Below are 6,198 nucleotides of genomic sequence, written 5' to 3'. Positions count from 1 at the left end.
GGAAAGGGCTGAAAAGTTTGCTTTCACGTTATCTGGAGCTTGGTTAACCTTTTGGAACCGCCGTATGCGGACCCGCATGTACGGTGGTGTGAGAGGACGGGGGCTTACCGCCCCCTCCTACTCGATATATCTCTCCTTCAAATACCGCGTTGATTCCCTCGACATCAGTAATTCTATCAAAGTGTAGTAAATAAAATTTTAATTATAGCGGTTCGTTCTATTCAGAATACATAACAAATTGCCGAAGATAAGAGTGTGATCGAAATTCAACATAATTTTCATATATTCGACATTAATCAACAAAATCTAAGTTCAGAGCGCGTCTAACTCTTATTTCATTCAACAAAATATTACAATTACCCGCATTAGTTTGTTTGCAATAATACTTTGCGTAAAACAATGTGTGTATAGTTGAATATTAAAAATTTAGATATAGTCAAATGGGAGTGAAAGTATGGGAAAATGTCCGTTCGCTTTTTTACATGGTTTATCCCCAAAACAAAAGAAAGTAGGCTCCCGTGACGTTAATTCATCTATCCACACTGACGGACAATCAGCAGCCTTAAGTTCTTTCCATGTGATCGAAGGCCAAGAAGAATTGAATGAACAGATGCGAATGATTGATTTGACGGAGGCCGATCTGGATCTGCTATGCAAGCTGAAGCCCGCCATGGAGCGAAACATTGACGAAATTATCGACGGCTTTTATAACTCGGTGCTCGGTGTGGATAAGCTGGAGCAGATCATTCTCGATCACAGCAGTATTGAACGATTGAAACAGACCTTACGCGATCATATCGTTGAAATTTTCGATGGCAGTGTAGATAATCGCTACATATCGAAACGGTTGACCATTGCCAAAATTCATAAAAAGGTTGGGTTAGAGCCAAAGTGGTATCTGTCAGCCTTTCAAAACCTGCAAAATGTGTTCATCGGCGTAATATATAAAGAAGCTTTCGACGACAGGGAACGACTAAATATGGTGCAAACGGTTACCAAGCTTTTGAATCTTGAGCAGCAGCTCGTTTTGGAAGCCTATGAAAAAGAGAATATTCGAGAAAAAGAAGAGCAGTACGAAATTGTAAAAAATGAACTGAAACAGAAGATTGCCGAATTCAGCGGAGAACTTATCGATCTCAGCATCGATACCAACGCAGCAGTCGAACAGCTTGTGGCAAGCAGCAATGAAGTCAATAATACCTTCCAGCGTACTGCTTCATCAGCTCTTGACTCACAGGAAATGGCAAAAGACGGCCGTGAGCTGCTAAGCAAGTTGAATGGACAGATCGCCCATATTTTTGAAAGAACAAATGAAATGGAACGTTCGGTAAAAGAGCTGAGCCAATTCTCAAAGCAAATACAGAAGATCGTAGGTGCGGTGCAAGAAATTGCAGACCAAACGAAAATATTATCTCTTAATGCAACCATAGAAGCGGCCAGGGCGGGCGAGCACGGAAGAGGCTTCAGCGTCGTGGCTCAAGAGGTCAATCGGCTGGCCGAAGATACGAAAAATACGGTTGTGCGCATTGGAGAGCTGACAGCCCAATCCGGCAGTTTAACTGCTCAAGTGGTGAATGAAATTCGAAAAGTACAGGAACTGACGGAAAACGGTAAGTTGCAATCAGATGAGACAAGCCAACTTTTTACCGACATCGTGGACTCCATGCAGAGCAGCACCCGCGAGATCGTAACGGTAGAGGCAGAGATTCGGACACTGATAACTACTATAGAAGGAATCGGCTCAACAACGGCACAAACCGCCGCTTCAGCGGAATATTTCAAGTCGGCAACAGCCAATTTGTAGGAAGAACAGGAACCCATAACAACGCGTGAATAAAATCATGCGTTGTTTTATTATTTTGCTTGCATTGGGCGAAAAGATTCTATATAATAATAAATGTTGTTCTGCGACGTTGCGATGATGTGAGAGGTTACTGACACACCCGGCTCCTTTGCCATGAAGCCAGTGGTCAGAAAATTTTCACGGAGTATGTCCGATAATAAATTGGGCGATAGAAGGAGGGACTAAAATGGCAAAGCAAAAAATTCGTATCCGCTTGAAAGCATACGACCACAGAATTCTTGATCAATCCGCTGAGAAGATCGTTGAAACAGCAAAACGTTCCGGTGCAGGTGTGTCCGGGCCGATTCCGCTGCCAACCGAGAAGCAAGTAATTACTATTCTCCGTGCGGTGCACAAGTACAAGGATTCCCGTGAACAGTTCGAAATGCGTACTCACAAGCGTCTGATCGACATTGTGAATCCAACGCCACAAACTGTGGATGCCTTGATGCGCTTGGATCTGCCGTCCGGTGTAGATATCGAAATTAAATTGTAATTCTTCTATTAGAAACAGGAAAAGAAAAGAGGTGTCAACATGAAAGGTATCTTAGGAAAAAAACTCGGTATGACTCAAGTGTTTACTCCTGAAGGTAACGTAATCGCGGTTACGGTTATCGAAGCGGGTCCTTGTGTAGTACTGCAAAAGAAAGACCTCAATACCGACGGGTATGAAGCAGTGCAGTTGGGCTTTTCCGATAAGAAAAACACCAACAAGCCTGAACAAGGTCACGCCACAAAGGCAAATGCAACACCTAAGCGCTACGTTCGCGAAATTCGCGGTGTTGACCTCGGGGCACTCGAGGTTGGACAAGAGCTGAAGGCTGACGTCTTCGCAGAAGGCGAATTTGTTGACGTAACCGGCATTTCCAAAGGCAAAGGCTTCCAAGGCGTTATCAAACGCTGGGGACAAAGCCGCGGACCTATGGCTCACGGTTCCCGTTACCATAGAAGACCGGGCTCGATGGGTTCCATCCAAGCCAACCGTGTTCCTAAGGGCAAACGTCTGCCAGGACATATGGGCCATGATACGGTGACGATTCAAAAGCTTGAAGTCATCAAAGTAGACGTGGAACGCAATGTTCTGCTGGTGAAAGGCTCCATTCCGGGACCTAAGAACAGCTTCGTGAAGGTTAAAGAAACCGTTAAGAAATAACTTTTGAAGAAAGGAGGAACATGAAATGCCAAAAGTAACACTTTACAATATCAGCGGTAATGAAGTTGGTGAAGTTGAACTGAGCGACGCGATTTTCGGTATCGAGCCGAACACTCACGTTTTGAATGAAGCGGTTCTTTTGCAAAGAGCTTCTCTGCGCCGTGGTACGCACAAAGTTAAAGGACGCTCCGAAGTTCGTGGCGGCGGACGTAAGCCTTGGAAACAAAAAGGTACAGGTCGCGCTCGTCAAGGTTCGATTCGTTCTCCTCAATGGAAAGGCGGCGGCGTTGTCTTCGGACCGACTCCTCGCAGCTATTCCTGGAAACTGCCTAAAAAGGTTCGCCGTTTGGCGATCAAATCGGCGTTGTCCTCGAAGGTTATTGGGAATGACATTATCGTACTTGACTCCTTGAGCCTGAATGCTCCGAAGACGAAAGAATTCGTAGCTATTCTGAATAACCTGAAGGTTGCTCAAAAAGCTCTGATCGTAGCTCCTAGCTATGACGACAATGTAGCACTTTCCGCTCGTAACATCCCTGGGGTGAAATTCGTAGCGGCCGACGGCATCAATGTTCTTGACGTGCTGACGCACGACAAATTGATCATCACTAAAGATGCAGTTTCTAAGGTAGAGGAGGTGTTCGCGTAATGAAAGATCCTCGCGATATCATCAAACGTCCGGTGATTACGGAACGCACATCCGACTACATGAGCGATTTGAAATATGCTTTTGAAGTGGACATTCGTGCCAACAAGACCGAAATCAAGCAGGCTGTAGAGGCCATCTTTAAAGTAAAAGTCGTTAATGTGAACACAATGCGCGTGCCTGGCAAGCTGAAACGGTATGGACGCTACTCCGGATACACTCCGGAATGGAAGAAAGCCATCGTTAAGCTCAGCCCGGACAGCAAGCCGCTTGAGTTCTTTGAAGCGGTAGAATAATATCCTGTAAAGCAAGGAGGGAAACACAGTGCCAATCAAAAAGTACAAACCGACTTCTCCGGCAAGACGCGGAATGTCCGTGTCTACATTTGAAGAAATCACAACAAACCAGCCTGAGAAATCGCTGCTTGCGCCGCTGAGCAAAAAGGCGGGCCGCAACAACCAAGGTAAAATTACGGTTCGTCACCAAGGCGGCGGACACAAACGTAAATACCGTATTATCGATTTCAAGCGGACGAAAGACGGCATACCAGGCAGCGTTGCTACGATCGAGTATGACCCGAACCGCACATCCAACATCGCCCTGATTCACTACGCTGACGGAGAGAAACGCTACATCATCGCTCCTAAAGGACTGAAAGTTGGGGATAAGATCGAATCCGGTCCTGCAGCAGATATCAAGATCGGTAACTCTCTTCCGCTGTCCAACATTCCGGTAGGTACAGTTATCCACAACATCGAGCTGAAGCCTGGCAAGGGCGGCCAATTGGTTCGCGCAGCCGGTACGGAAGCGCAGTTGCTCGGTAAAGAAGACAAGTACGTTTCCGTGCGTCTCTCTTCCGGTGAAGTTCGCAGAATCCTGAGCGTATGCCGTGCTACAATTGGTTCCGTTGGTAACGAAGACCACGAACTGATCAAGATCGGTAAAGCCGGACGCAGCCGCTGGCTGGGTCAACGTCCTGAAGTTCGCGGTGTTGTTATGAACCCGAACGATCACCCTCATGGTGGTGGTGAAGGACGCGCTCCGATCGGACGCAAATCGCCGTTGTCTCCTTGGGGCAAACCGACCCTTGGCTACAAAACTCGTAAGAAAAACAAAGCTTCTGATAAATATATCGTTCGTCGCCGCACGAAATAAGACGCTTCAAGGTGAACTTGAACCCGCGAAGCGTCGCATCGCGGCTTGAACATTTGATGAAGGGAGGATTCATACATGAGTCGCAGTTTGAAGAAGGGGCCTTTTATCGATGGCTACCTGCTGAAAAAAGTTGAAGACTTGAACGTTTCGGGCAAAAAAGTAGTCATCAAAACTTGGTCCCGCCGCTCAACCATTTTCCCTCAATTTATCGGACATACGTTTGGTGTGTATGACGGCCGTAAACACGTGCCTGTATACGTAACGGAAGATATGGTAGGTCACAAGTTGGGCGAGTTCGCGCCGACGCGTACTTACAAAGGCCACGCGGGTGACGATAAGAAAACGAGAAGATAATAACAGGTTCTCTGTTCGAGAGGAGGGAAAACAATGCAAGCAAAAGCGCATGCAAGATCGGTGCGGATTTCCGCTCGTAAAGCGAAACTGGTTGTTGACTTGATTCGCGGCAAGCAGGTGGGAGAGGCGATCGCAATCCTTCGCCACACTCCGAAATCCGCTTCCCCGGTAGTTGAAAAGCTGTTGAACTCGGCGATCGCCAATGCCGAGCACAACTATTCGATGGACGTAAACAACTTGTTTATTAGCGAGGTTTTCGTTAACCAAGGTCCAACGATGAAACGGTTCCGTCCGCGCGCGATGGGTCGCGCCAGCCGGATTAACAAACGCACCAGCCACATTACTTTGGTGGTATCTGAGAAATAAGGAGGGATAACGTGTGGGTCAAAAGGTAAATCCAGTCGGACTCCGGATCGGGATTATCCGTGACTGGGAATCCAAATGGTATGCAGGAAAAGACTTCGGGACACTTCTTCTGGAAGACGTCAAAATTCGGGAATACCTCAAAGGCAAGCTGAAAGATTCCGCTGTTTCCCGTATTGAGATTGAAAGAGCGGCTAGCCGCGTGAATGTAACGATTCATACCGCTAAACCGGGTATGGTTATTGGTAAGGGCGGCGCTGAAGTTGAAGTGCTTCGCAGCGCGGTTACCCAAATCGCAGGCGGCAAAAAAGTACACATTAATATCAATGAAATCAAACACCCTGAGCTGGACGCTATTCTTGTTGCCGAGAGCATCGCACAACAGCTGGAACGTCGCGTATCGTTCCGCCGTGCGCTCAAGCAGGCTATCCAAAGAACAATGCGTTCCGGAGCAAAAGGGATTAAAACCTCTGTCAGCGGACGTCTTGGCGGCGCCGAGATCGCTCGTACGGAAGGCTATAGCGAAGGAACAGTTCCACTTCATACGCTTCGTGCCGATATCGACTACGGAACGGCTGAAGCTCATACGACTTATGGCCGTATCGGCGTAAAAGTATGGATCTATCGTGGAGAGGTTCTTCCTACGGCTAAGAAACAAGCTGCTCAGGAAGGAGGCAACTAATC

9 protein-coding genes are annotated in these 6,198 nt (G+C 47.2%); all 9 read left to right on the top strand.

All coding sequences use genetic code 11. The annotated features are described in order from the left end of the window. The first annotated feature begins 454 nt into the window (after window positions 1-454). A complete protein-coding gene (locus EH198_RS24940) occupies window positions 455-1,804 on the top strand; it encodes a globin-coupled sensor protein (RefSeq protein ID WP_124697998.1) in 1,350 nt (449 codons plus the stop codon). Between the two features lie 226 nt (window positions 1,805-2,030). Then, window positions 2,031-2,339: a 30S ribosomal protein S10 gene (gene rpsJ, locus EH198_RS24080; RefSeq protein ID WP_006676490.1), complete on the top strand. Its 309-nt coding sequence runs from the start codon at window positions 2,031-2,033 to the stop codon at window positions 2,337-2,339. A gap of 39 nt (window positions 2,340-2,378) precedes the next feature. Beyond that, window positions 2,379-2,996, top strand: a complete 618-nt coding sequence (gene rplC / locus EH198_RS24075) for a 50S ribosomal protein L3 (RefSeq protein WP_124697997.1) — start codon at window positions 2,379-2,381, stop codon at window positions 2,994-2,996. 25 nt (window positions 2,997-3,021) lie between these two features. Then, window positions 3,022-3,645, top strand: coding sequence for a 50S ribosomal protein L4 (rplD, locus tag EH198_RS24070; RefSeq protein ID WP_124697996.1), 624 nt, complete (start codon window positions 3,022-3,024; stop codon window positions 3,643-3,645). After that, a complete protein-coding gene (gene rplW / locus EH198_RS24065) occupies window positions 3,645-3,938 on the top strand; it encodes a 50S ribosomal protein L23 (RefSeq protein ID WP_124697995.1) in 294 nt (97 codons plus the stop codon). Before rplD ends, rplW begins: the two co-directional genes overlap by 1 nt. A gap of 28 nt (window positions 3,939-3,966) precedes the next feature. Further along, window positions 3,967-4,797, top strand: a complete 831-nt coding sequence (gene rplB / locus EH198_RS24060) for a 50S ribosomal protein L2 (protein WP_124697994.1) — start codon at window positions 3,967-3,969, stop codon at window positions 4,795-4,797. 75 nt (window positions 4,798-4,872) lie between these two features. Continuing rightward, complete coding sequence (gene rpsS / locus EH198_RS24055; protein WP_025336671.1) at window positions 4,873-5,151, top strand: 30S ribosomal protein S19; 279 nt, start codon at window positions 4,873-4,875, stop codon at window positions 5,149-5,151. 33 nt (window positions 5,152-5,184) lie between these two features. Next, on the top strand, window positions 5,185-5,517 hold the full coding sequence (rplV, locus tag EH198_RS24050; RefSeq protein WP_025693028.1) for a 50S ribosomal protein L22: 333 nt from the start codon (window positions 5,185-5,187) through the stop codon (window positions 5,515-5,517). 13 nt (window positions 5,518-5,530) lie between these two features. Continuing rightward, a complete protein-coding gene (rpsC, locus tag EH198_RS24045) occupies window positions 5,531-6,196 on the top strand; it encodes a 30S ribosomal protein S3 (protein ID WP_038699000.1) in 666 nt (221 codons plus the stop codon). The last annotated feature ends 2 nt before the right edge of the window (window positions 6,197-6,198 follow it).

This window comes from Paenibacillus rhizophilus (assembly GCF_003854965.1).
Lineage (GTDB): Bacteria > Bacillota > Bacilli > Paenibacillales > Paenibacillaceae > Paenibacillus_AQ > Paenibacillus_AQ rhizophilus.
This window is presented reverse-complemented; position numbering and strand designations above follow the sequence as displayed.

Coding starts and splice junctions, on each gene's coding strand:
- EH198_RS24940 (WP_124697998.1), top strand. CDS start 455: ATGGGAAAATGTCCGTTCGCTTTTTTACATGGTTTATCCCCAAAACAA.
- rpsJ (WP_006676490.1), top strand. CDS start 2,031: ATGGCAAAGCAAAAAATTCGTATCCGCTTGAAAGCATACGACCACAGA.
- rplC (WP_124697997.1), top strand. CDS start 2,379: ATGAAAGGTATCTTAGGAAAAAAACTCGGTATGACTCAAGTGTTTACT.
- rplD (WP_124697996.1), top strand. CDS start 3,022: ATGCCAAAAGTAACACTTTACAATATCAGCGGTAATGAAGTTGGTGAA.
- rplW (WP_124697995.1), top strand. CDS start 3,645: ATGAAAGATCCTCGCGATATCATCAAACGTCCGGTGATTACGGAACGC.
- rpsS (WP_025336671.1), top strand. CDS start 4,873: ATGAGTCGCAGTTTGAAGAAGGGGCCTTTTATCGATGGCTACCTGCTG.
- rplV (WP_025693028.1), top strand. CDS start 5,185: ATGCAAGCAAAAGCGCATGCAAGATCGGTGCGGATTTCCGCTCGTAAA.